A 23,461-nucleotide genomic window follows, 5' to 3' on the forward strand; every position below is an offset into this window, starting at 1 on the left:
GCGAGACAGAATGCCGCAGATGAGGCTGCGAGAGGCTGAACCGCCGCAGTTCGCCTGCTTATGCTTTTAAGCTACTAAGAAAGTACAAACTTATATTAAGAATAGCTAACTCATGCCGTTATGCTGGCCGCCTTCGATACGGCCGCTGGCCCTTTATCAGGATCGCATGATGGAGTTTGGTGTTCTTGGCTTTGTGATAGCAGGCCTTGTGGTCGGGTTCATCGTCGGCATGACCGGGGTTGGCGGCGGCTCGTTGATGACGCCGATCCTGCTGTGGTTCGGTGTCAATCCCGCTGCGGCTGTCGGAACCGATCTGCTCTATGCGGCAATCACCAAGGCCGGTGGCGTGTGGGTGCACCAGAAACAGCGCAACATCGACTGGCGGATCACCGGCTACCTCGCCGCCGGCAGCTTGCCGGCAGCGGCGTTGATGCTCTGGGTGCTCAAGGGGCTGCACTCCGACCAGGAGGCGCTCAATGCGATCATCAAGCAGTCGCTGGGTGTCGTTCTGGTGCTCACGGCGTTGGCTGTACTGTTCAAGAAGCGCCTGCTGGCGATCGCATCACGTCTGTCCGGACCCACCCCGCGCCTCTCGCCACGTGGCTTGGATGTGCTGACCGTCGTGGTCGGTCTGGTGCTCGGGGCGATGGTGACGCTGACCTCCATCGGTGCCGGTGCGCTGGGCACCGTGGCCTTGTTCTTCCTCTACCCGCTGCTTACCACCCGTCGCCTGGTGGGCACCGAAATCGCTCATGCCGTGCCGCTGACGCTGGTGGCCGGCCTCGGTCATGCAGGCATGGGCAACATGGACTGGACCATTCTGGCCTATCTGCTGATGGGCTCTTTGCCGGGTATCTACCTGGGCAGCAACCTGTCCGGTCGCGTGCCGGACGCTGTGTTGCGCCCATGCATGGCGGTGATGTTGGCGATGATCGGCTATAAGCTGATCTGACCGCAGCCTTTTAGGGAGGCGCGACGCTGCGCGCGCTCCGTCATGGATCTCGTCGCGATCGGCGTTGCCGTACCAGCATGACGACCGCCACGTTCCGCTTCTACGCCAGACTCAACAGCTTCCTTTCGGCCGAACGCCGCGGGCAATCCTTCGCTTGCCCCTGCGCGCGTGCAGCCACCACCAAGCACATGATCGAAGCCCTCGGCGTGCCGCATACGGAGGTGGCGCTGGTGCTGGTCAATGGCGAGCCGGCTGACCTCGAGCGGGCTATCGCCGATGGCGATCGGGTGGCCGTTTACCCCAGATTCGAGCAGTTGGACGTCAGTTCGCTGAGCGACTTGCAGTCTTTGCCGTCCGGCCCGCCGCGCTTCGTTGCCGACGCCCACCTCGGCGGCCTGGCGCGGCTGCTGCGCATGGCCGGTTTCGACACGCTGTACGACAACGGCTACGAAGATGCGGCCATGGTGGAGCTGGCCAATCGGGACGCCAGGGTCTTGTTGACCCGTGACCGTCCGCTGTTGATGCACCGGGCGGTGCGCCATGGCTGCTATGTACATGCGATCAAACCCCAGGCTCAGCTGCGTGAGCTTTACCAGCGCCTCGATCTGGCCGCCCATGCCCGGCCGTTCAGCCTGTGCATGAACTGCAACGCGCCGTTGCATCCGGTGGACAAGGCCTCGGTGCTCGATCGCCTGCCATCCAGGGTGCAGGCGCGACATCAGCGCTTCCTCGGTTGCGATCGATGTGGGCGGATCTTCTGGGAGGGCTCGCACTGGCAGGACATGCGCGCCTTGCTCGAATCAATGACGTTCGTTGACTAGCGCGCGGTTCCTGTCGGTAAATGCCCCCGCTAATTCCTTTGGAGTCGCCCATGCAACGCCACCCAATGTCCTATATCGCACCGGCTGTCCCGCTGCTTGCCTCCGGGGTTGTCTGCCTCGCGATTGGCCTTGCCTCGCACGTGACCACCTTCGTATGGATGGCGCCCGGCTTCCTGCTGACAGGCGGGGTGCTGATGTGGCTGGGGTTGCGTCGCCGGGCCCGCTGATCGAACGAACGGATCATTGCCGCAGCGTGCCACGCCCCGCGGCGCGCTGGTTGGAGTGGTAGATGTTGTCCGGAGCAAGCGCCTGTCCATCCCGGACGGCTTGCAACCACTCGTCCGTGCTCGCCACCGCGGCGAAGCCGGTGTTCATCACCACGGTAAAGGCTCGGTGGATCTCCTCGGCGCTGGCCTTGCCGGCTGCGTTCTCGTACGGCAGCGAGCCGCTGGCGTCGTGCAGCAGCTCCACTTTCCAGCCCTCGTGGTGCGCCTGAAGCACGGTCGAGGTGTCGCAGTTGTGGGTCATGTAGCCGACGACCGTCAGGGTGTCGATCTGCCGCTCGCGCAACCAGGTGCCGAGGTTGGTCTTCGTCAGGGCGCTGGCCAGGGATTTCTCCACAAGAAGATCGAATGGGCGCTCGGCGACGGTCGGGTGCAGCTCGGCCTGCTGGCTGCCACGGGCGAACAATGGCGAACTTTCCGGAGCGATGTGCTGCACGGCCACCACCGCAATCCCTGCGGTGTGAGCGGCGTCCATGGCTCTGGCGATATTGCCCAGCGATAGCTGCACGTCGGGATATTCGATGCGCAGGTTGCCGGTGACGTATTCGTTCTGCACATCGATGACGATGAGTGCGCGTTTGGGCTGGTTCATGAAGCGGTCCTTTTGCCGGTGGATGTGCAGCGATTGTGTCGTGCATGGCGCGCATCGGTGAGTGGCCCGCAAGACATCTTGCGTTAGGATCGGGCCAACTCATCCGTCAGGACTCGCCATGCAGCCGCACCGAATCGCCGTGGTCGCCTTCGACCAGATCAGTCCGTTCCACCTGTCCGTGCCTTGCCTGGTGTTCGGCGGTGAAGGCTCGGAGGAGCTGGGCTATGTCGTTGACGTGTGCGCCGCCGAGCCAGGCGCCTTGCGCACCACGGCAGGGTTCGCGCTGCAGGTGGCGCATGGACTGGAAGCGCTGGAACGGGCGCAGACGATCATCGTGCCGAGCTGGCGCCATGGCGATGACCCGCCGCCGTCCGCTCTGCTCGATGCGCTGGTCGCCGCCCACGCCCGCGGGGCGACCCTCGTCGGCCTCTGCCTGGGCGCATACGTGCTGGCCGCCACCGGCTTGCTCGATGGGCGTCGCGCGACTACGCACTGGGCCTGCGTCGAGCATTTCACGACGCGCCATCCTGCGGTGATCGTGGATGCCGACGTGCTCTATCTCGACGACAACAACCTGCTTACCTCGGCAGGCACCGCGGCGGCCCTGGATTGCTGCCTGTATCTGCTGCGCAAGCATTGGGGCGCGGTGGTGGCCAATCGGGTGGCCAGACGCTTGGTGATGTCGCCGCACCGCCAGGGCGGTCAGGCACAGTTCATCGAACAACCGATGCCGGCCCGTCGCCGCGATACGCGCCTGGGCGAGCTGCTGGATTGGGCGCGGGCCAGCCTGCACCTTCCACACACGCTGGACAGCCTGGCCGAGCGGGTGGTGATGAGCCGGCGCACCTTCACCCGGCATTTTCGTCAGCACACCGGTACCACGGTCGGCAACTGGTTGCTGGCGGAGCGGCTGGCGCTGAGCCAGCGGCTGCTGGAAAGCACCGACCAGCCCATCGACACCATCGCCTCGCTGGCCGGATTCGGCTCCTCCGCCTCGCTGCGTCAGCACTTCAGCAAGGCCTTTGGTGTATCGCCGCGGCATTACCGGCAAGTGTTCCGCGGGTGACCGGCCGGTCACCGTTGCGCCTGATAGGCGGTCGTCAAGCTCCCGCTCGGTATGTCGATAGCTAGCGAAATGAATTCGTCAGCCCAATCGGCTGGGTACAGGTACCGTGGAATGCTCGACAACATCACTTTTCGCCTGTTTCGTCTAAGCCAGAGCAGCATCGACCTGCTCGTTATCGCGGTTATCGGCATCGCCGCGTTGGGGCTGTTCGTTGAAATCGAACTCTATGAAACGATCAACCGGTTCCACGCCACCCATGAGGCATGGGAGGCGGACGAAATATTCATGGCGTTGCTGGTGCTCGGCTGGTGCGGCTTCGCGTTCGGCGCGCGCCGTGTGATCGAGCTCAAGAAGGAGATCCGCAGCCGCAGGCAGGCCGAGCTGGCAGCGCACCTGCTGGCCACCCACGACTCGCTGACGACGCTACCCAACCGGCGCGGGCTGGAGCTGAGTTTCGCTGGAAACATGCGATGCCTAGACGAGCCGTTTTTCGTAGTCCTGTTCGACCTCGACGGCTTCAAGGCGGTGAACGACGTCCACGGCCACGCGATTGGCGACCAGTTGCTGCAGACCATTGCCCAGCGCCTGGGTATTGCCTTGCCCGAAGGCGACTTCGCCTGCCGGCTGGGCGGCGATGAATTCGCCCTGGTGTTACGCTCGACCAAGACGCCGGCAGCTGCACTACAGCTGATCGAGCAACTGGCGGGCATCATCTCCCAGCCGGTCGTTCTCGACTCGGTGCGGCTGGTGGTGCACTCGACTTATGGCGTTGCCCAGTTTCCTCAGGATGGCCAGGCGCTCGACGAGCTGATGCGCCGCGCCGACCTGGCGCTGTACCAGGGAAAACACGGCGGCAAGAAGGTCATCCGTTTCTTCGACAATACCACCGACCAACACTTGGAAGAGCAATCCCGGGCGGCGCAGCTGGTGCGCGAGGCCCTCGACAATGGCTACCTGCGCACTGTCTATCAGCCCATCGTGAGCCTGGCCGATCAGCAGGTGGTGGGCTTCGAGGCACTGGCACGGCTGCATCATCCGGTTCATGGCGAAGTCTCGCCGGTGCAATTCATTCCTGCCGCCGAGCAGAGCGGGCTGATCCGAGAGTTGACGTCGAGGCTGCTCGAAATCGCCTGCACCGATGCGCTCGCCTGGCCGGCGCAGCTGCACCTGTCCTTCAACCTCAGCGCGCACGACCTGCAGGATATCGATCTTCCGGAGCGCATCATGACGATCCTCGAGCGGGTCGGTTTCCCGCCTCAGCGGCTGGAGGTGGAAGTCACCGAAACGGCCATCGTCAAGGACATTCCCCTGGCCCGCAAACACCTCGACACGCTGCGGGCACTGGGCATTCTCATCGTCATCGACGATTTCGGAACGGGTTATTCGAGCCTGGCGCAGATCAGTCGCTTCAGCTTCGACAAGCTGAAAATCGACCGCGAGTTCATCAGCGCCATGTGCGACAGCGACAAGGACGGCAAGATCGTGCGCTCGATGATCCACCTCAGCGACGGTTTGGCCATGCCAGCCGTCGCCGAGGGGATCGAGAACATCGGCCAGTTGGAGTGGCTGCACCGCGCAGGCTGTCATTTCGGCCAGGGCTATTACTTCAGCCGTGCGGTCGATGCCGAGGCGGTGCAGGCCTTGTTGGCCGAGTCGGCAAGCGACAGGCTCGGGGGCAAACGTCCGGGCCATGCCGCTGGCTAACACGGCTGAGCGCTTGGGCCAGCCGATGCGTGGAGCACGCTGTAGAAGAGGTGTCAGACCGGCGCGTCATGCTCGCAGTTGACCATCCAGGACACACCGAAGCGGTCGACGAACATGCCGAAACGCTCGGCCCAGAAGGTTTTTTCCAGCGGCATCACGACCTGTCCACCTTCGGCCAACCCGTTGAACACGCGCTCACCCTCGGCAACGCTTTTCGGATGCAGGGATATCGAGCAACCCTTGATGCCCTCGTACGGGCCGCCACCACAGGCCGCGTCGCCCGGCATGGTGTCGGACGCCATCAACTGATAGTCGCCGAGGTTCAGGCAGACGTGCATGATCCGCTCCCGATGCTCGGCGGGGAAATGCTCGGACTCGGGCGCCTGGGCGAAAGTCATCATCTCCAGCGTGCCGCCCAGTACCTTCTGGTAGAGCGTGAAGGCGTCGCGGGCCTGGCCGTCGAAGGTCAGATAAGGGGTGATTTTCATATGTTCTCTCCTGTTCGGGTTACTGGCTGATCCGTGCGCGCAAACGATCTTCCTGCTCGCGCAACTCGGGGGTGAATTCGGCGCCGAAGTCTTCGGCTTCGAAAATCTGCCGGATTTCGATTTCAGAATCGCCGATGGCGGATGTCGGGCAACGTTTCACCCAGTCGATGGTTTCTTGCAGCGATCCGGTCTGGAACAGCCAATAGCCGGCAATCAGCTCGCGGGTTTCGGCGAACGGACCGTCAACCACCGATGTCTGCCCGTCGCTGAAGCGCACCCGTGCGCCCCGGCTGCTCGGATGCAAGCCTTCGCCGCCCAGCATGACACCGGCATTCACCAGCTCCTCGTTGTACTGGCCCATGGCTGCGAGCACCTCCTCGCTGGGCATCACGCCCGCTTCGGTGTCCTGGTTGGCCTTGATCATCACCATGAATCGCATCGTGCGGCTCCTCTGTCATCTGCAAGAACAGCCTAGTCGGTGCTGCTAGATCCGCTGGCTCTGTTCATTGGTCGATTCAGGGTCGAAGGAATCGACACAGGCATGCGATTTTTTTAGCGAATCCAGCCGCAGCAGCGCGTAGATGCCAGATGGCCAACCGGCGCGTCGGCGGGACCGAACCAGCCATCGGGCGTGCGGTGAGGGTGATCCGAGGCGGGCGCAGGGCGCGGTTCGCCGCGCCGCAGCTGGATCAGTGTTGGTCGCTTTTGCATCAGGTGGTCGGCCAGCGCCTGATAAGCCGGCAACGACGTGGGGTCGTTATCAGCGTTTTTAGCCGAAGGGTGCGACGCGAATCGGGCAATCACCGTCTGCGCGGTTGGATCGATGTAGAGGGTTTGCCCATGCACACCCCGTGCAGCGAAAGCGCCATGGTCGTTATGCAATATCCACCACATGGCACGGTAACTGCCGCCGGGTAGTGTGCTGTAACCGGCCTTGGCGAATAGCTGCTTGTCCCCGCCCGCGCGAATGGTCCGTACGGCTTCGGCGGGAAACAATCGTTCGCCGTTGTGCAGGCCTTCATCGAGCATCAATTGCCCGAGCCTGGCCATGTCCCGCAAGCCGGCGCTCAGACCGCCGCCTGCGAATGGCGTACCCAGTGCGTCTACGGTGTAGTAGGCGTCCTGCTCGGTACCCATGCGTTGCCACAGGCGTTCGGAAACCAGCTCGCTCACCGCCTTGCCGGTCACGCGGGCGATGATCCAGCCAAGGACGTCGCTGTTGACCGTCTTGTAGCCAAACGCCTCGCCATGTGTGCCAGCTTTGGCGACCGTCTGCAGGTAGGCGTAATACCCGATCGGGCCCTGGTAGTCGGCCGGTTTCGGGAGCGGATTGGCCGCGGCGCTGTAGGTCCAGATCTGCGCTTCGGGGTTGGCGTAGTCCTCGCTGAAATCAAGCGCCGTCGTCATGTCCATGACCTGTCGGACGGTGGCGTCACCAAAAGCGCTGGAGGCGAGCTCGGGGATGACCGCTGCTACTTTTGCCTGATCATCGAGGCCGCCCTCTGCAACCAGCACCTCGGCGAGCAGGCCGGTGAGTGATTTGGTCATCGACATCGCCGCATGTTTGCCACGCTCGTCGAGGCAGCCGAAATAGCGTTCGTAAACGACTCGGCCCTGATGCAGCACAACGATGCCGTCGGTGTAGTTCGCTGCCAGCGACTGTTCCCAAGTCATCGATTTGCTCGAGCCGAGCGGCGTGAACCTCACGGCATCGATGCTGCTGTCGAGCGCTTGGCGCAACGGCGCCGGCGCATCCAGGCCCCGACTGACGGCCTCGGTGGGCAGCAGCTCGCGGATGTGGCAAACCGACCAGCGAAGTTTGGGGAAACTGAAGTAGTCCGAGTCCGGCTGGCCGATCAGCTTATCTGCCGGAGGCGGGAAGCCCTGCATCCAGCCCAGCTTGATTGGATCGGACTGCGCCGCCGTCAGTTGCTGAGCGTCGGCCGGTGCGTACAGGCTGGCCAGGCAGATCACCGCGCCGAACCGCCTGAACCACACGCCATGGCGGTGTAGCCGACTTTGCGAACAGGTGACTGCGCAGGGCAGCCGGAGTGATGCGCTTTCGCCTGCCATGCCGTCACCTCTCGTTTTCTATGTGGTGCCTTCAGCCACTAGGCGATGGGGTTCCAATCCGGGTTCGTCAGCCGCGTGGCGGGATGTTCAGCCCCTTGGCCACCGCCGGCCGCGCGACGAAGGTGTCCAGTACCCGCTGCACATTGACGAAGCGCTCGAATTCCACCAGCTCGCGTGCTTCGTAGAAGCCCACCAGGTTGCGCACCCACGGGAAGGTGGCGATGTCGGCGATGCTGTAACGGCCGCCCATGAGCCATTCGCGGCCTTCCAGGCGCTTGTCCAGCACGCCCAGCAGGCGTTGGGCTTCGGCGACGTAACGGTCGCGCGGACGCTTGTCTTCGTAATCCTTGCCGGCAAATTTGTTGAAGAAGCCCACCTGGCCGAACATCGGCCCGATGCCACCCATCTGGAACATCAGCCATTGGATCGTCTCGTAGCGAGCCGCGGCGTCCTCGGGTATGAACTGACCGGTCTTGTCGGCCAGGTACAGCAGGATCGCACCGGATTCGAACAGCGCCAGCGGCTCGCCGCCGGGGCCGTCCGGGTCGAGAATTGCCGGAATCTTGTTGTTCGGGTTCAGCGACAGAAATTCTTCGGAGAGCTGGTCGTTGGTTTCGAAATTGACCAGGTGGGCCTCGTAGGGCAGGCCGGTCTCTTCCAGCATGATCGATACCTTCACCCCGTTGGGCGTGGGCAGCGAATACAGTTGCAGGCGATCCGGGTAGCTGGCAGGCCATTTCTGGGTGATGGGGAACTTGGAAAGGTCGTGCATGGGCTTCTCCGCAAATGAATCGGACCTTGAGGATAGCGGGTACTTGGCGAAGCGGTCATCGCTCGGCGAGACGCCATCTCCGTCGCCCCTCGCCGAATGCGCGCGCCGGCGCGCTATTTTGCAGTCGACAAAGTCTTGATCATCGCCACCGTCAGGTACAGGCGCGGTGCGATGCTGGCCAGCTCCAGATATTCCTCGTCCGAATGCAGGCCAGCGCCGACCACGCCCATGGTTTCCAGCACCGCTGGCGTCTCGCTGTCCGGGACGTAGGCGTAGCCGGCATCGGTGCCGAAACGCATGGCAATGGGCTCGATATCCTTGCCGATCTTGCCGTAGAGCTCCTGCGCTTGCTTGGCCAGTGCTTCGGAACCGGCATTTTTCGCCAGCGGCGGACGGCCTTTATTGATGTGCACCTCGACTGTGGTCCCGTCGATCAGCTGTTTCTCGACGATGCGCTTGGCATCGGCCAGCACCCGGTCGTACTCGCTGAGATCCGAGTAGCGCATGTCCGCCTCCGCTTTGGCGCTGGAGGGGATGATGTTGCGCTTCTCGCCGCCCTCGATCATGGTCCAGTTGACCGTGGTGCCCTTGCTCGGATCGCCCAAATCACGCAGCTGCACCAGTTGGTGGGCCAGCTCCATCACGGCGTTGCGGCCTTCTTCCGGCGCCGAACCCGCATGGGATGATTTGCCCTTTACCTCGAGCATCACCGCGTTGATGCCGTTGGTGGCCGTGGTCACCGCATCCTTGTCCGGCGGCTCGTAGGAGAAGACGTAGTCATGCTTGCGCGCCAGCTCGGCGATGATCTTCTTCGAGCCCGAGGAGCCCATTTCCTCATCCGGGTTGAACAGCACGGTAATGCTGCCGTAGCCATCGAAGCCCTCGCGCTTGAGCATTTCCAGCGCGTGCAGAATCATCGCCACGCCGCCTTTGGCATCCGCGACGCCCGGGCCGTAGGCGCGCTGCTCGTCCATGCGGAACGGGCGCTTGGCGGCGGTGCCTTCGCCGAACACCGTGTCGTAGTGGACCATCAACAGGAAGTTCTTGCTGCCCGAGCCCTTCAGCGTGCCGACGATGTTGTCGCCTGCCGAAGGCGTCGCGGGCGTGGTCGTGACCTTCGCCCCCAAGGCTTCGAGGCGCTTGACCAGCATCTGGCTGACGGTCGCCAGGCCCTTTTCCAGCCCGGTGCCGGTATCGACGGCGACCAGTTCTTTAACCGTTTCCAGGTAGGGCTTCTGCTCGGCCTCGGCCTGCTTGAGCAGCTCGTCGGGTTTGAGCTCGGCGGCGAGGCTGGTCAGGGAGAAGAAGCACAGGGCAACGGCGGCCGCGAGCGGGGAGGGACGAGCGCGCATTGGGAGACCTCGATTCGGATGGGTGTGAGATTGAGAGCACTCTCCAGGCTGCATCGTTCCGGTGCGTATGCTTCGAACGCGTGCGTCGGCGCCACTGGTCGCCCGCGCGGCAGCAACCTGCTGCTGGCTCTGCACGGTCGGCTCCCGCTATGGTTGTGCTTCCCCCACAGTCATGGAGCGCTGCACGTGTCGCTGACCACTTCCTACGATCCGCAAAACATCTTCGCCCAGATCATTCGAGGCGATGCGCCTTGCTACAGGCTTTATGAAGATGACGACGTGCTCGCCTTCCTCGATCTGTTTCCGCAGTCCTTTGGCCATGCCCTGGTGATTCCGAAGCGCTCGGCGGCGTGCAATATCCTCGATGTGGATACCGAGGCGCTGTGCAAGGTGATGGCCGTCGTGCAGAAGCTGACCCGGGTGATCGTCGACGAGTTGCAGCCCGACGGCGTGCAGATCGCGCAATTCAACGGCGCGCCGGCGGGGCAGACGGTGTTCCATATTCACGTGCACATCGTTCCCCGCTATGCCGGCGAGGGGCTGGGCGTTCATGCGGCGGGCAAGGCTGAGCCGGCCGAACTTGAAAAGCTGCAGGCGCGCCTGGTGGAGGCGATTGCCCGCTCGGGCATCTAAGCCCTTCGTAAGCCCTTCGCGTTCGGCTGCCGGGCGCGACCATCGGAGCAGCCAACGGGCACCAAAGTACTATTCGTGGGTGACTGGCGGCTTCGTACCCTGCGGGCATGATGCCTGCCTCGTGGTTCCTCACCCGGTTCTTCGCCCGCGCCTTCCGTGCGGCGTGGCGCTGCCTGCCTGCGGTTTTGGTGGCCTTGGTCCCGCTGCTTGCGCACGCGCAAAGCGAACAAGCGCTGCCAGTGCTGACACTAAGCGTGTTGCAGTTCGGCACGCCGCATTGGGAGCTCGATCACCTCAAGCGCCACGGGCTGGACAAGGCCAACGGCTTCGAGCTCAGGGTGCGGCTGGTCGCCGATCTGCCGGCGTCGCGTCTGGCGCTCAGCAGTGGCAGCGTCGATGGCGCGGTGAGCGACCTGCTCTGGGCGCAGCAACGCTACGAAGCCGGCAACGCCTATCGTTACGTGCCGTTTTCCTCGCAGATCGGTGAAGTGCTGGTCGGTGCCGACAGCGATATCCGTACCTTGGCGGACCTGCGCGGCAAGCGCATCGGCGTGGCCGGCGGCCCGGATGGGCTCGGCTGGTTGCTGTTGCAGAAGGCGGCTGCGGCGCAGGGAGTCGAGCTGGCGCGCGAGGCGACCGTGCAATACGCCGCGCCTCCTTTGCTCGGCCAGGCGCTACGCCGCGGCCAGTTGGATGCTCTGCTGACGTTCTGGCATTTCTCGGCGCGCATGCGCGGTGAGGGCGGGGTGCGCAGTGCGTTTCGCCTGGCTGATCTGGCCCGCACGGTCGGTCTCGACACTGATCTGCCGATCCTCGGCTACCTGTTTGCCGATGCCTGGGCGCGCGAGCATCCGGACCTGCTTCAGGGCTTCGCCCGCGCGCTACGCCAGGCCAAGCGCCAGCTGACCGCCGAGCCCGAGCAATGGCAGGCGATCCGGCCGCTGATGCGCGCAGACAGCGACGCGGTATTCGCCGCGCTGCGCGACAGTTTCGTCGAAGGAATTCCCCAGCCCCTCGACAAGGCCCGCATCGATGCGCTGCAGCGGCTGCTGATCCTAAGCGGAGCCGAGCGGACCGCCGTAATTCCCGCCGCACTGTTCCAGAGCGAGCCGTGAACGGCTCTCGCTGGACCTGCTGGCTGGCATTACCGGTACTCGTGGTGGTCTGGGGAGTCGCGGCGCTGCTGGTCGATACGCCGCTGCTGCCATCGCCGGCGGCCGTGCTGCGCAGCTTCTGGCTGGCCGTGCAGAGCGGCGAATTGCCCCATCATCTGCTGGTCACGTTGCGCCGGGTGTTGATCAGCTTCGGGCTTGCGATGGCCCTGGGCGCAATGTTGGGCGTCTGGATGGGCCGTTCACGGGTGGCCAACGCCGTGCTCGATCCGCTGCTGGTGCTATTTCTCAACCTGCCGGCGCTGGTCACTATCATCCTGCTCTACGTCTGGTTCGGCCTGGTGGAGGCAGCCGCCGTGCTGGCCGTGGTGGTGAATAAAGTGCCGAATGTGGCGGTGACCCTGCGCGAAGGCGCACGCAGCCTGGATCCCAAACTCGAACAGATGGCCAGGGTGTATGGCTTCAGCCGCCGCCAGCGCGTCGTGGACGTCTGGCTGCCGCAGCTGTTTCCGTACCTGATGGCGGCGACCCGCGGCGGCCTGGCGCTGATCTGGAAGATCGTCCTGGTGGTCGAGCTGCTGGGCCGCTCCGATGGCGTCGGCTTTCAGCTGCATATGGCGTTTCAGGTGTTCGACGTGGCGAGCATCCTCGCCTACAGCCTGGCCTTTATTGCGGTGGTGCAGTTGATCGAACTGGCCGCGTTGCAACCCCTCGAACGGCGCGCGTCGGCCTGGCGTGAAGCGGGTCTGCAGCATGCTTGAGTTGCGGATCGACGGCGCCGCGGCGACTCATCCGGTGCTAGGGTCGATTGACGTCAAGGTGGCGGCGGGCGACCGCATCTGCCTGCTCGGCCCCTCGGGCGTCGGCAAGACGACCTTGCTCAACGCCATCGCCGGGCTGGATCCGCGACTGGCTCCGAGCGCTAGCACGGGTTCACGTCCACGGGTTGGCTACCTGTTTCAGGAACACCGCCTGCTGCCCTGGCGCACGGTGCGGCAGAACCTGGCCATGGTCGGAGCCGGCGCTGTCGAGATCGACCGACTGCTGAGTGCGGTCGGGCTGCTCGAGGCGGCTGATCGGCTACCCGATCAACTGTCTTTGGGCATGGCCCGCCGCGCGGCGCTGGCGCGTAGCCTGGCGATCAAACCGGATCTGCTGTTGCTCGACGAACCCTTCGCTTCGCTGGACCCGGATCGTGCCGCCGAGTTGCGCGAGCTGATCGCCCGGCTGCTGGACGAGCAGCCGCGGATGGCGATGATCTGCGTAACCCACGATGCGCGCGATGCCGATCAGCTGGCCAACCGGCTCTGGTACCTCTCCGGTCGGCCTGCAACGCTGCGCTGGGATCGGCCGCTAACCGATGGCGCCTGTGCGAGCCTCATCAGTGAAGAGCTGCGCTTGCTCGGCGTATAGCGGGCGATAAACCCATCCAAAAAAGCCCAGCGAAGTTTGAGCCCGTGCGAGCGGCCCTGTTCGCGGTCAAGACCGCTCCCATAGGGTCAGGCAGGCCAGAGCAAGCATTCGGGTCGGCCATGCCAGACCAGGCGTTTGACCAGGATCGTGGGAGCGGTCTCGACCGCGAATGGGCACGGATCAGCAGTGGCGCACTGCTGATCAGGCCCGCCCGCGACACAGACTTACCAGAGAAAAAGGGGGCGATCATTCAGGGATACGGCAGGCATGACCATTTTCGCGGTCAAGACCGCTCCCACAGGGTCCGGCATGCCAGCGCAGGCATTCAGGTCGTCCATGCCAGGTCAGGCGTTTGACCAGTATCGTGGGAGCGGTCTCGACCGCGAACGGGCACGGCTCAGCGTTTGGCGCATTGCTGACCGGGCCTCGCCCCGACAGGGAAAAAGCGGCGAACATCAGGGATACGGCAGGCATGAGCGGCCGTTTTCGCGGTCAAGACCGCTCCCACAGGGCCGGGCATGCCAGAGCTGGCGGTCAGGTCGGCCATGCCAGATTAGGCGTACGACCAAGTCCGTGGGAGCGGTCTCGACCGCGAACGGGCACGGCTCAGCGTTTGGCGCATTGCTGACCGGGCCTCGCCCTCGACAGGGAAAAAGCGGCGAACATCAGGGATACGGCAGGCATGAGCGGCCCTTTTCGCGGTCAAGACCGCTCCCACAGGGTCAGGCATGCCAGAGCAGGCGTTCAGGTCGTCCGCGACGACTCAGGCGCCGGCTCCTCGGTCGTCTCTAACCGATGGCCGCCTGGGTCAGCGCATGCAGGACCAGCCCGACCAGGCCACCGACCAGCGTGCCGTTGATGCGGATGTATTGCAGGTCCTTGCCGACGCTCTGTTCCATCTGCTCGACCAGTTCGCGGCTTTCCCAGTTCTCCACGCGCTGGGCGATGTACTTGCCGATCTGCCCGCGGTAGCGCTCGAGCATCGCGGGTGCGGCAGCCATCAGTTGCTCGTTGATCCAGGTGCGCATCGCGGTGTCGGCGGCCAGCGAGTCGCCCAGGCCCTGGGTCAGGCGCACGATCCGCTTGCCGATGCGCGAATCCGGGCTGTCCAGATCGGTCTCTAACCATTCGGTCAGCTCACGCCAGAGCGTTTGCAGGTAGTCGGTGGTGGCCGGATGCTCCAGCAGCTGAGCGACGATGCGCTCGACTTCCAGTCGATAGCCGGGGTCATATTTGAGCCGCTCGATGTATTCGCTGACATGCTCGTCGAAGCGTTCACGCAGTGGGTGCTCCGGATCGTTGGCGACCTCGGCGATCACGGCGGAAACCCCATCGACGAATTTGTTCGCCGACCAGCCGCCCACCGCTTTGCCCAGCCCCAGGTAGCGCAAGGTGCGCACCTCGGCCGTGATGGCATCGGCCACCAATGCGCGGGTGTCGTCGTCCTGCAACAGGGCGTCGAGCTTGATCAGCCCTTCATCGAGCATCGCCTGATGCTTGCCCTGGCGGGTAAGCATTTCCAGCACCTGACCGCAGACCGGTGCGAGGTCCACCTTGCGCACGCGGTTGACCAGTTTTTCCCTGACGAACTGCTGCACCCGCTCGTCATGCAGGGACTCGACGCCGAACCGCGCCATGCCGGTGAGCTGGCGCCCGACCGCGGCGGCATTGGCCGGATGACGCAACCAGTTGGCCAGGCGCCCGCCGATATCCAGCGCCTCGAGTTTGGCCAGCACCAGCGGCGTCGAGAGGAAGTGGGTAGTGATGAAGGTCGACAGGTTCTTCCCGATGCGCGCCTTGCTGCGCGGGATGATCGCCGTATGCGGAATCGGCAAACCGAGCGGGTGGCGAAACAGCGCGGTGACGGCGAACCAGTCGGCAATCGCGCCGACCATGGCGGCTTCGGCGAAAGAGGAGAGGTAACCCCAGGCCGGATGATGCGGCTCCATCGCGGTGGCCACGACGTAGAGCAGGGCGGCGAGTAGCAGAAGAAGACCGGCCACCAGTTTCATGCGGGTGACCGGTGATTGCCAGTGGCGTTGCAGAGGGCTCATGCGATTCCTCTTGGGCGTGGCGGATGGAGGCAGTGGCAGTCATGAACGAGACGGGCCTGCCTATACAGCAGACCCGTTGCAGGCGGTGCGGGTTCGACCGCGGTGTGGTGCAGGCTCAGTCCTCGGCGTCGTCTTCTTCGCGCAGCAGCACGTAGGTGCCGTCCTCGAGGCGCTCACAGACGTAGTACATGGCAATGGTGCCGTCCGGCTCGGTCACGGCGGCGTAGTCGTCCGCCTCGACGGAAAAGTAACCCTTGGAGTCGGCCCCGGCTTCGCTGGCGAACATGGCAGTGAAGAAGGCGTCTTCCGGCATGCCGTCGAAGTAGTCGGCGCGCTCCTTGGCGTCCCACTCCTGCGGCGCTTCGAACGGGCCGGTAATGACGACGCGGGCATCGCCCATGTCGCGCTCCTCGCCATCCGGATCGGTTTCATGGGCGCGGTAGATGGTGCATTCCAGCGCATCGGGGTGAGCCAGGATCGTCTCGCGCGAGGGTTGTTCGGTGGCAGGCATGGGGCAACTCCGGTGGCAGGTTGGATTGGCGGCAGTGTGGTGGAGTCCTGTTGCGGCTGCAATCGCAACGTGCAGGCGTTGGCGGTCGCTCGGTCGCGATCGGACCGCCGGCAAGCGAGGCAGCGAACGCCGCAGGGCCGGAGCGGTTCCAATTCGTTGACACCCTCCTGAAGTGAGCCCGCCATGACCCCGATTCCAGAAGACCCGCCCAAGTACGACACACCCGACGACGAGCAGCCGGACGTCACCATGACCGACAGCGGCGAGAAGGAGCCGGGCGAGGACCCGGACTTCGACGACACCGAAATCGAGGGAGACGATGACCGCACTTGATCCGAGCGCCCCGGCGCACTGCCCGATGGTTGTTCTGCCAATCGGGCATCGACACGCGGCACACCGCCAATCCGCGCCACTCACAGGAGCCTCACATGGATAAATATCACGTCAATCCGACCCCTTCGGGCTGGGCGCTGACCGACCAGCAAACCGGGGAGACGGTGCTGCGCACCCTGACCAAGGACGAGATGTACACCGGGCTGGACAGTTTCATGGCGGGCAAGACCGCCTCGGTCGAGGTCTACGGTCGCCATGGCAATCTCGAAGAGGAGCGGCCCTATCCGGGCAGCAGCCATCCGATTTCGACTCGCTAGCGCGTTCCTTCGGCACGGCAAGCGAACCTGGCATACCATCACCGCTTCGCTGACCGACCGGAGACTCCCTATGCGCCCCATGCTCGCCCTCATCCCGTTGCTGGCCCTGGCCGGTTGCTCGTCCTGGCAGGCCGACCCGGCGGACATCAAACCGGTGCCCGAGGAGCGGTTGCGTGGCTATCAGGTACCTGTGGCCAACGGCGGTGAGCTGGTGGTGACCCGTGACTTCGGCCTGCGCGGCGGTGGTTGCTACGTAGCGGTCAAGGTCGACCGCCAGCTGGCGGCGCGTATTCACGTCGGCGAACAAGTGCACTTGCAGGTGCCGGCCGGGATGCACATCGTCAGCATCGAGTCCGACCCGGAAGACGACACCCTGTGTGGCAAGGGCAGTCTGTTACGCGAGAGGACTGCGCAGGTCGAGCAGGGCGCCACGCTGCAGTTTCGCATCAGCGCCGACAACCGCATCGGTTTCGATATCCAGCAAGTGGACGCCGAATAACGGCGTCGCGCTTGGCCATATTGGGGGGCGGCGGTATCGCTACAGCGGCCAGACCCAGAGAATCACCGGCACGGCGACCAGCAGCACCAGAATCGACAGCGGCAGCCCCAGGCGCCAGTAGTCACCGAAGCGGTAGCCGCCCGGCGCCATCACCAGCGTGTTCGACTGGTGGCCGATCGGCGTCAGGAATGCGCAGGACGCACCGATAGCCACGGCCATCAGCAGCGGATCGGCCGAAGCCTCCATACCGCGTGACAGGCTGATCGCCACGGGCGCTGCGAGCACCGCAGCGGCCGCATTGTTGACCACGTTCGACAGCAGCATCACGCCGGCCATGAGAATCGCCACCGTCGCCGCCGGTGGTGCCGCCTGGCCAATATTCAGCAATGCATCGGCGATCAGGCGCGAGCCACCGGTAGTTTCCAGCGCTTCACCGATCGGCAGCATGGCGGCGATCAGGACGATGACCGACATGTCGATGCTCTTGTAGATTTCACCACTGGGGACCAGGCCGGCCAGCACCATCACCAGGGCTGCGCCCACCAGCGCGATGGCCGCCGGAACCATGCCCAGCGCGATGAGCGCCAGCGCGGTGGCGAAGATGCCGCTGGCCAGCCACACCTGGCGAGGCGCCGTGATCCGTAGGCCACGCGAGGCGAGAGGTAAGCAGCCGAGGTTGTTCAATATTGGCTGCAACTGCTCCTCGCGGGCCTGCAACAGCAGAATGTCGCCGGCGGCGTAGCGGATATTGCTCAATCGCTGACGCAGCCGCTGGCCCTGACGGGCCACGGCCAGCACGTTCACGCCATGCCGTTCGCGTAGGGCCAGACCGGTCGCGGTAGTGCCTACCAGCGACGAGCCGGGCGTGACGATGGCCTCGACCAGCGCTCGCTCGCCATGACGGTCACTGCCGGAATCGCCTGCCGTGCGCGGCTTGTCCGAAGCGCCGCGCTTTGCCGCCTGCTTGTCCTGCTCGGCTTTCTGCTGCGCTTGCGCCTTGCTGTCGGCCTCGGCAGCCAGCGTCAGATGCGTCTTGTCGAGAAAGCCCTTGAGGCTGTCGGAGTCGGCCTCGACCAGCAGCACGTCATCGCCATGTAGCACTTCGTACGTCGAAGGCATCGGCTGATAGCGGCCGCCGCGCACCAGGGCGATGACCACCACCTCCGCGTCATCACCCCCGGCGACGATCAGTTCATGCAAGGTGCGGCCGGCATATTTGCTGCCGTCCGGCACCTTCAGTTCGGTCAGGTAGGCGCTGATTTCGAACAGCTCCTGATCGGAACCCTGGTTTTCCCGGCGCGGTATCAGGCGCCAGAGAAGGCCGATGAGCAGCACGCCGGCGACGGTGATCACCAGGCCTACCGGAAGGAAGTCGAACATGCGAAACGGGGCCTCGCCGACCTCGCGCCGGTAGCCGGCGATGATGATGTTCGGCGGGGTGCCGATCAGTGTCAGGGTGCCGCCGAGCAGCGAGCCGAAGGCCAGCGGCATCAACAGATACGATGGTGAACGGCCGCTTTGGCGCGACATCCAGACGGCGACCGGCATGAACAGTGCGAGCGCACCGACGTTGTTCATGAAACCGGAACACAACGCGACGATGGCCGAGAGCAACAATACCTGGGCCCAAGGGCGGTCGCCGACCTTGGTCAGGTGGCGCGCCAGTGAATCCACCACGCCGCTGTTGAGTAGCCCGCGACTGACCACCAGTACCGCCGCCACGGTGATCACGGCCGGATGCCCGAGGCCCATGAAGGCCTTTTCCGGGGGCACGATGCCAGCCAGGGTAACGACCAGCAGGGCGCCGACGGCGACGACGTCGTAGCGCCATCGATTCCATACGAACAAACCCAGTGTCGCGGCCAGCACGGCGAATACGATCAATTGATCGCTTTGCATGATCACTCCGATGGACAGGCGCGCCGCGATCAGCCGGGAGGGCCGTGAGCGGAGCGGTGGGTGGAAGCAAAGGTTGTCGGGCAGGGCACCGCAGCGCGGCTACGGTAGCCCGATGATGGACCTCCGGGCCAGTGGCGGGTTCGCTGCCGGCGTGCGCCCGTGGTGGTGCTGAAGGCGCCTGTGGTGCCGCGCGACTCCGGATCGCTCGCGGTGCTGGCAAAAAAACGAGGCAGCGGGCATGGTTACAAGCGCCCTCAACGAACCGGCAACCGTCCATGCCACAGACTATTGTTCTGCCATGCCGCGATGGCTATCCGCTTGCGGCGCAGCTCTGGCTGCCCGCCGGCCAGGCGCGCGGCTCGGTGGTCGTCAGCAGCGCGACCGGTGTCCTGGCCCGCTACTACGCGCGGTATGCCGGTTTCCTTCGTGAGCACGGGTATGCAGTGCTGACCTACGACTACCGTGGCATCGGCGGCTCGCGGCCGGTGAGTCTGCGCGGCTTTCGCATGCGTTGGCGGGACTGGGGTGACTACGACTTCGACGCCGCCGTGCGCTGGATGCGTGCGCGTGATCCGGACGGGCTGCTAGTGGCGGTTGGGCACAGCATCGGCGGCTTCCTGCCCGGTTTTGCCGCGGCGGCTACCGAGGTCGACCGCTTTCTCAGTGTCGGCGCGCAATACGCCTACTGGCGCGATTACGCCGCCGAGCAGCGCTGGCGGATGTTTGCCAAATGGCATCTGTTCATGCCGGCGGTGACAGCGCTATACGGGTATTTCCCTGGCCGCCGGCTGGGCTGGCTGGAAGACCTGCCGGCCGGTGTCGCGCGGGAATGGGCGTTTCGACGCGCGCAGCTGGAACACAGCTATCCTGCCGACGACCGTGAGTGGATCCTGCAGCGGTTTGCCGCCGTCCGCGCGCCGATACTGGCCGTGAGCATGACCGATGACGAATACGGCACACTGCCGGCCATCGAGCGCGGACTGAGCTACTACCGCAACAGTCGCTGCGCTCACGTGCGTCTCAGCCCCGGTGAGTTGGGGCTGGAGCGTGTCGGGCACTTCGATCTGTTTCACGAGCGCCATCGCCAAGGCTTCTGGCAGGCAACTCTGGCGTGGATAGGCGAAGGCCGCAATCCATGGCCGACCGCAGCTGCTGGTTCGCCGGGGCAGACTGGCTGAGGCAGCGCTGAAGCCTATCCGGTGGCTGCCGCAGCCGAGCGCTGCTCTTCACCTACCATTTGCAGATCCGGTGCGGCTCGCCTCGAAAGCTTGCTGCCGTGCACCGGCGCCGACGGGTTTTGTTAGAGCCTGGGATTGTCGGTAGCATCGACCGCCTTATCTCTCCGAGGAGCATCATCGTGACTACAGCGCGCATCGGTTTGCTACCCGCCGTGTTGATTGCGGTTTCGGTTGCCTTCGCCGGCTGGTCGGTGGGGCAGGGCGTGGAGCGTTTTCGAATGGCCGATCGCTCGGTGACGGTCAAAGGGCTGGCAGAGCGCGACGTGCAAAGCGATTTTGCCGTCTGGACACTCGGCTTCCGTCGCGCCGGCAATGATTTCGCCAGTGTTCAGCAGAGTCTGTCCGAGGATCGCGCCCGGGTGGTCGCCTTCCTGCGCGAGCAGGGCTTCGACGATGACGAGATCGAGGTGCGCCCGCTGCAGGTGCAGGATCTGCTGGCGCGCGAATGGGCGCCGCAGGAAATTGCCCTGCGCTTCAACGGCAGCGGCCAGGTAGTCGTGAAGTCGGCGCGAGTCGAAGCGGTCGGCAAGGCTGCCAACGGTGTCGATCCGCTGATCCAGGCCGGTATCCAGCTCGATACCGAACAGAGCGGCTTCAGCGGGCCGCGCTATCAGCTGCGTGGCTTCAATGACCTCAAACCGGCCTTGCTGGAAGACGCCACCCGCAATGCCCGTGAGCAAGCGGCGAAGTTCGCCGAAGACGCGGGCGCCCGTCTGGGTGAGCTGAAGACTGCTAATCAGGGCGTGATTCGGGTGCTCGACGATGACGGCAGCGACATGGACACCGGCCGCACGCCGGGCAAGCGCCTACGCGTGGTCAGCACCTTCGAGTTCGCCCTTCAGTAGGCGCCGCAGGGCAGCGATCCGCCTGAAAATCGGGGCGGGTCGCGCTGCGAGAAAGATGCGTTGACCTACCTTGACCCTCACGTTGCGTGAGGCCCGACCATCTCTCCCGCACGGAACAGGAGCGCATCGCGATGCAGTTGAGAGTAGGTGAATTGGCCCGGCGTTGTGGTTTGACCGTCAGGACACTGCACCACTACGACGGCATCGGATTGCTGCGTCCGTCCGCGCGCTCCGACGCTGGCTATCGGCTGTACGACCGCGACGATGTCGCACGGCTACAGCAGATCCAGGCGCTGCGTAGCCTGGGGGTTTCGTTGGCTGACGTCGGGGCGATTCTCGACCGGCCTGAATCGTCGGTTGCCACCGTGATCGAGCAGCAGCTGAGCCTGCTCGACCAGCAGATCGCGCGGCAGGTTCGCCTGCGCGACCGCCTGGCGCATCTGCACCGGCAGTGCGTCGCAGGGCAGCAGCCGGCGCTGGCCGACTGGCTGGAGACATTGGAGTTGATGGGCATGTACGAACGTTATTTTTCACAAGATGAACTGCGTCAGTTGCCGTTCTACAACCGCAACGCAGCAAGCGATGCGCGTTGGGCCGAGTTGGCCGAGGAGGGCGCGCGGCTGCTGCACGAGGAAGTCAGCCCGCAGGACGAACGGGCCCAGGCGCTGGCGCTGCGCTGGATGCAGCAACTGGAGCAGGACACCGCAGCCGACCCCGCACTGCTGGCCAAGCTCGACGCCATGCATCTGGGCGAGCCCGCGCTGCAACAGCAGACGGGCATCACCCGCGAGGTCAGCGACTATGTGCTACGCGCCTTCGCCGAGACCAAGCTGGCGGTGTACCGGCGCTACCTCGACCCGGACGCCATGCGCTTCATGCGCCGGCATTATCTGGAGAGCATGCGTCAGTGGCCGGGATTGATCGCTGAGTTGCGTCAGGCGCGGCGCGATGGCCTGGCGGCGGATGCCGAGCCGGTGCAGCAGCTCGCCCGCCGCTGGCTGGCGCTGTTTCGCGCCTATGCCGGCGACGACCCGCAGACGCAGCAGAAGATCCGCGAGGCCAACCAGCGCGAGCCCAGCCTGATGCAAGGCACCTGGGTTGACGAAGACCTGCTGCACTATCTCGGCCAGGCCGTCGCCGCACTGCAAGCCTGATCGCCGTCAGGCACGGCCTGTGAGCGGGCTGCGACGGCTAACCGCGAGCGGCAGGTTCGCTCGCGGTGGCGGTTGCGCGGGATCCGCCGATCAATCGCAGGCCGTCGCCACGGGGCCGGGGGCCTCGGTCTGGTGACGTGCTGTCCAGGCCCACCAGAACACCAGCAGGCCAACGGCTCCCGTCGCTGCGCCGATGTAGCCGGTCGACGTCCAGCCCAGGCCCGCACTGATCGCCAGGCCCCCGAGCCAGGGGCCGAGCGCGTTGGCGACGTTGAATGCCGAATGGTTGGAGGCGGCCGCCAGCGTCTGTGCATCGGCGGCGACATCCATCAGGTGCGTCTGCAAGGCCGGCGACAGCGAGACCATGGTGCCGACGGCAAAGGCGGCCGGCAGGATGGTCCACAGCGAATGCGCGGCAAACGGGAACACCAGCAGCACGCAAATGCTCCACAGCAGCAACCAGGCGATGGCCTTGAAGCGCAGTTTGTCGAACAGCCAGCCGCCAAACAGGTTGCCGACAATGCCACCGAGGCCGAACGCCGCCAGCCCCACCGGAATCCAGCCTTCACCGACGCCGGTGACCTCCAGTAGCGTCGGTGCCAGGTAGCTGAACACGCAGAACATGCCGGCAAAGCCGATCGAGCTGATGGCCAGTGCCAGCCACACCGGCTTGCGATTGAAATCGCGCAGTTCGCGCATGGGGTTGTTGCGTGGCTCGTCGCGATCGAGCGGCAGGAAGATCGCCACCAGCAGGACCGTCAGCAGTGCGATCAGGCCGACCAGACCGAACGCCCAGCGCCAGCTCAGCCACTGCCCCAGCCAGGTCGCGATGGGATTGCCGATCAGCATGGCGATGGTCAGTCCGGCCAGCACCCGGCTGACCGCCTTGGCGCGTTGGCCCGCCGGAACCATCGAAGCGGCCACTAGCATGGCGACGCCGAAGTACGCGCCGTGAGGCAGGCCGGCGATGAAGCGAAACACCATCAACGAGTGATAATCCGGCGCCACCGCGCTGGCGAAGTTGCCTAGGGCGAAAAAGCTCATGAGCAACAGCAGCAGGTGGCGGCGAAACAGGCGCGAACCGAGGATCGCCAGCAACGGGGCGCCAACCACCACGCCCAACGCGTAGGTGCTGATGACGTGGCCGACCTGCGGCTCGCTGATGCCCAGCCCCTGAGCGACGTTGGGCATCAGGCCCATGATGGCGAACTCGCCGGTGCCAATGGCGAAGCCGCCCATGGCCAGCGCCAGTTCGATCAGGAGGATGGCACGGGTCGACAACGTCGGCTGGCCTGTACTGGCGTGGGTCATGAATGCCTCGAATATCTGAAACGATGTGCCGTGCGATC

General features: G+C 64.7%; 25 protein-coding genes. 15 read left to right on the forward strand and 10 right to left on the reverse strand.

Going from position 1 to position 23,461, the window contains the following annotated elements:
• The first annotated feature begins 169 nt into the window (after positions 1-169).
• The 3 genes from KCX70_RS05945 to KCX70_RS05955 all read left to right on the forward strand — a co-directional run bounded on the left by KCX70_RS05945 (position 170) and on the right by KCX70_RS05955 (position 2,000).
• Positions 170-952 carry a sulfite exporter TauE/SafE family protein gene (locus KCX70_RS05945; RefSeq protein ID WP_102851360.1) on the forward strand — a complete coding sequence of 261 codons (783 nt, stop codon included), beginning with the start codon at positions 170-172 and terminating at the stop codon, positions 950-952.
• Positions 953-1,029: 77 nt separating this feature from the next.
• The gene (locus tag KCX70_RS05950) at positions 1,030-1,773 is read left to right on the forward strand and encodes a Mut7-C ubiquitin/RNAse domain-containing protein (RefSeq protein ID WP_212619575.1); all 744 of its coding nucleotides are present in this window, start codon (positions 1,030-1,032) and stop codon (positions 1,771-1,773) included.
• A 50-nt stretch (positions 1,774-1,823) separates the two neighbouring features.
• On the forward strand, positions 1,824-2,000 hold the full coding sequence (locus tag KCX70_RS05955; protein ID WP_021209556.1) for a hypothetical protein: 177 nt from the start codon (positions 1,824-1,826) through the stop codon (positions 1,998-2,000).
• Positions 2,001-2,013: 13 nt separating this feature from the next.
• Here KCX70_RS05955 and KCX70_RS05960 read toward each other — a convergent pair whose 3' ends face one another.
• Positions 2,014-2,649: a cysteine hydrolase family protein gene (locus KCX70_RS05960; protein ID WP_212619576.1), complete on the reverse strand. Its 636-nt coding sequence runs from the start codon at positions 2,647-2,649 to the stop codon at positions 2,014-2,016.
• Between the two features lie 118 nt (positions 2,650-2,767).
• Between KCX70_RS05960 and KCX70_RS05965 the strand changes: the two genes are divergently transcribed.
• Together KCX70_RS05965 and KCX70_RS05970 are read left to right on the forward strand one after the other, a co-directional pair.
• Entirely contained in the window at positions 2,768-3,715 is a 948-nt protein-coding gene (locus tag KCX70_RS05965) for a helix-turn-helix domain-containing protein (protein ID WP_212619577.1), read from the forward strand.
• A gap of 111 nt (positions 3,716-3,826) precedes the next feature.
• Positions 3,827-5,419 (forward strand): putative bifunctional diguanylate cyclase/phosphodiesterase, encoded by a 1,593-nt coding sequence (locus tag KCX70_RS05970; protein ID WP_212619578.1) that lies wholly within the window; start codon positions 3,827-3,829, stop codon positions 5,417-5,419.
• Positions 5,420-5,472: 53 nt separating this feature from the next.
• On the opposite strand, the gene KCX70_RS05975 is transcribed toward KCX70_RS05970, so the two are convergent.
• The 5 genes from KCX70_RS05975 to KCX70_RS05995 form a co-directional block, all read right to left on the reverse strand.
• Positions 5,473-5,907: a VOC family protein gene (locus KCX70_RS05975; protein WP_021209552.1), complete on the reverse strand. Its 435-nt coding sequence runs from the start codon at positions 5,905-5,907 to the stop codon at positions 5,473-5,475.
• Between the two features lie 19 nt (positions 5,908-5,926).
• Positions 5,927-6,346: a YciI family protein gene (locus tag KCX70_RS05980; RefSeq protein WP_212619579.1), complete on the reverse strand. Its 420-nt coding sequence runs from the start codon at positions 6,344-6,346 to the stop codon at positions 5,927-5,929.
• A gap of 113 nt (positions 6,347-6,459) precedes the next feature.
• Complete coding sequence (locus KCX70_RS05985) at positions 6,460-7,980, reverse strand: serine hydrolase domain-containing protein (RefSeq protein WP_249121702.1); 1,521 nt, start codon at positions 7,978-7,980, stop codon at positions 6,460-6,462.
• A 67-nt stretch (positions 7,981-8,047) separates the two neighbouring features.
• Positions 8,048-8,752, reverse strand: a complete 705-nt coding sequence (locus KCX70_RS05990; protein ID WP_021209550.1) for a glutathione S-transferase N-terminal domain-containing protein — start codon at positions 8,750-8,752, stop codon at positions 8,048-8,050.
• 113 nt (positions 8,753-8,865) lie between these two features.
• Complete coding sequence (locus KCX70_RS05995; RefSeq protein WP_212619580.1) at positions 8,866-10,104, reverse strand: M20/M25/M40 family metallo-hydrolase; 1,239 nt, start codon at positions 10,102-10,104, stop codon at positions 8,866-8,868.
• 186 nt (positions 10,105-10,290) lie between these two features.
• Here KCX70_RS05995 and KCX70_RS06000 point away from each other — a divergent pair, with 186 nt between their 5' ends.
• From KCX70_RS06000 to KCX70_RS06015, 4 genes are all read left to right on the forward strand, one after another.
• The gene (locus tag KCX70_RS06000; protein WP_212619581.1) at positions 10,291-10,737 is read left to right on the forward strand and encodes an HIT family protein; all 447 of its coding nucleotides are present in this window, start codon (positions 10,291-10,293) and stop codon (positions 10,735-10,737) included.
• A 107-nt stretch (positions 10,738-10,844) separates the two neighbouring features.
• A complete protein-coding gene (locus tag KCX70_RS06005) occupies positions 10,845-11,852 on the forward strand; it encodes an ABC transporter substrate-binding protein (RefSeq protein ID WP_392603547.1) in 1,008 nt (335 codons plus the stop codon).
• Positions 11,849-12,610, forward strand: coding sequence for an ABC transporter permease (locus KCX70_RS06010; protein ID WP_212619582.1), 762 nt, complete (start codon positions 11,849-11,851; stop codon positions 12,608-12,610). Before KCX70_RS06005 ends, KCX70_RS06010 begins: the two co-directional genes overlap by 4 nt.
• Complete coding sequence (locus KCX70_RS06015) at positions 12,603-13,262, forward strand: ABC transporter ATP-binding protein (RefSeq protein ID WP_212619583.1); 660 nt, start codon at positions 12,603-12,605, stop codon at positions 13,260-13,262. Before KCX70_RS06010 ends, KCX70_RS06015 begins: the two co-directional genes overlap by 8 nt.
• 788 nt (positions 13,263-14,050) lie before the next feature.
• Here the strand turns inward: KCX70_RS06015 and KCX70_RS06020 are convergent.
• Positions 14,051-15,316 carry a DUF445 domain-containing protein gene (locus KCX70_RS06020; RefSeq protein ID WP_212619584.1) on the reverse strand — a complete coding sequence of 422 codons (1,266 nt, stop codon included), beginning with the start codon at positions 15,314-15,316 and terminating at the stop codon, positions 14,051-14,053.
• Positions 15,317-15,431: 115 nt separating this feature from the next.
• The gene (locus tag KCX70_RS06025; RefSeq protein WP_212619585.1) at positions 15,432-15,827 is read right to left on the reverse strand and encodes a hypothetical protein; all 396 of its coding nucleotides are present in this window, start codon (positions 15,825-15,827) and stop codon (positions 15,432-15,434) included.
• Between the two features lie 183 nt (positions 15,828-16,010).
• Here KCX70_RS06025 and KCX70_RS06030 point away from each other — a divergent pair, with 183 nt between their 5' ends.
• The 3 genes from KCX70_RS06030 (at position 16,011) to KCX70_RS06040 (ending at position 16,976) form a co-directional block, all read left to right on the forward strand.
• Entirely contained in the window at positions 16,011-16,160 is a 150-nt protein-coding gene (locus KCX70_RS06030; protein ID WP_021209542.1) for a hypothetical protein, read from the forward strand.
• Positions 16,161-16,255: 95 nt separating this feature from the next.
• On the forward strand, positions 16,256-16,477 hold the full coding sequence (locus KCX70_RS06035; protein WP_021209541.1) for a hypothetical protein: 222 nt from the start codon (positions 16,256-16,258) through the stop codon (positions 16,475-16,477).
• 70 nt (positions 16,478-16,547) lie between these two features.
• Positions 16,548-16,976, forward strand: a complete 429-nt coding sequence (locus KCX70_RS06040; RefSeq protein ID WP_021209540.1) for a 3-isopropylmalate dehydratase large subunit — start codon at positions 16,548-16,550, stop codon at positions 16,974-16,976.
• Positions 16,977-17,015: 39 nt separating this feature from the next.
• Here the strand turns inward: KCX70_RS06040 and KCX70_RS06045 are convergent, their stop codons facing one another.
• The gene (locus KCX70_RS06045; protein ID WP_212619586.1) at positions 17,016-18,875 is read right to left on the reverse strand and encodes an SLC13 family permease; all 1,860 of its coding nucleotides are present in this window, start codon (positions 18,873-18,875) and stop codon (positions 17,016-17,018) included.
• A gap of 275 nt (positions 18,876-19,150) precedes the next feature.
• Here KCX70_RS06045 and KCX70_RS06050 point away from each other — a divergent pair, with 275 nt between their 5' ends.
• The 3 genes from KCX70_RS06050 to KCX70_RS06060 all read left to right on the forward strand — a co-directional run bounded on the left by KCX70_RS06050 (position 19,151) and on the right by KCX70_RS06060 (position 22,112).
• Positions 19,151-20,053, forward strand: coding sequence for an alpha/beta fold hydrolase (locus KCX70_RS06050; RefSeq protein ID WP_212619587.1), 903 nt, complete (start codon positions 19,151-19,153; stop codon positions 20,051-20,053).
• A 179-nt stretch (positions 20,054-20,232) separates the two neighbouring features.
• On the forward strand, positions 20,233-20,958 hold the full coding sequence (locus KCX70_RS06055) for an SIMPL domain-containing protein (RefSeq protein WP_212619588.1): 726 nt from the start codon (positions 20,233-20,235) through the stop codon (positions 20,956-20,958).
• Positions 20,959-21,089: 131 nt separating this feature from the next.
• Complete coding sequence (locus KCX70_RS06060; protein ID WP_212619589.1) at positions 21,090-22,112, forward strand: MerR family transcriptional regulator; 1,023 nt, start codon at positions 21,090-21,092, stop codon at positions 22,110-22,112.
• 90 nt (positions 22,113-22,202) lie between these two features.
• Here the strand turns inward: KCX70_RS06060 and KCX70_RS06065 are convergent, their stop codons facing one another.
• Positions 22,203-23,423, reverse strand: a complete 1,221-nt coding sequence (locus tag KCX70_RS06065) for an MFS transporter (RefSeq protein WP_212619590.1) — start codon at positions 23,421-23,423, stop codon at positions 22,203-22,205.
• Positions 23,424-23,461 lie beyond the last annotated feature (38 nt).

The organism is Stutzerimonas stutzeri (genome assembly GCF_018138085.1).
GTDB lineage: Bacteria > Pseudomonadota > Gammaproteobacteria > Pseudomonadales > Pseudomonadaceae > Stutzerimonas > Stutzerimonas stutzeri_AI.